Source organism: Anaerococcus lactolyticus ATCC 51172 (genome assembly GCF_000156575.1).
GTDB classification, from domain to species: domain Bacteria; phylum Bacillota; class Clostridia; order Tissierellales; family Peptoniphilaceae; genus Anaerococcus; species Anaerococcus lactolyticus.
Genome location: NZ_GG666100.1, coordinates 1 through 302 on the forward strand (window position 1 = coordinate 1; position 302 = coordinate 302).

1 protein-coding gene is annotated in these 302 nt (G+C 39.4%); it reads right to left on the reverse strand.

The annotated features are described in order from the left end of the window. Positions 1-302: energy-coupling factor transporter transmembrane component T family protein (locus tag HMPREF0072_RS10450; RefSeq protein WP_039931500.1), on the reverse strand; the 302-nt coding region annotated here is incomplete at both ends.

A 302-nucleotide genomic window follows, 5' to 3' on the forward strand; every position in this document is an offset into this window, starting at 1 on the left:
TTACAATATTGCTACTCGCCTTAATTCTCTTTACAAGACCTGCCTTCTCGCTCATTTCTATCCCCCTAGCCTGGCTTGCCTGCCTGATATCAAAATAAGATTTTTGGATATCTGGTATATACCTAAGGGCAAGAGCTACTGCGTAAGAGATTTTGTAGGATAGGCCAATCCTATTTAGGCTTGATGAAAATTCGGACGGATCTGTGGCAAAAATAAAAACTATAGCCAAGGGAATGGTTGAAAAATACTTAAGAGCGACATTAAATTCGTAAAAAACTTGCTCCAAAGTTAGGGCGTACCTT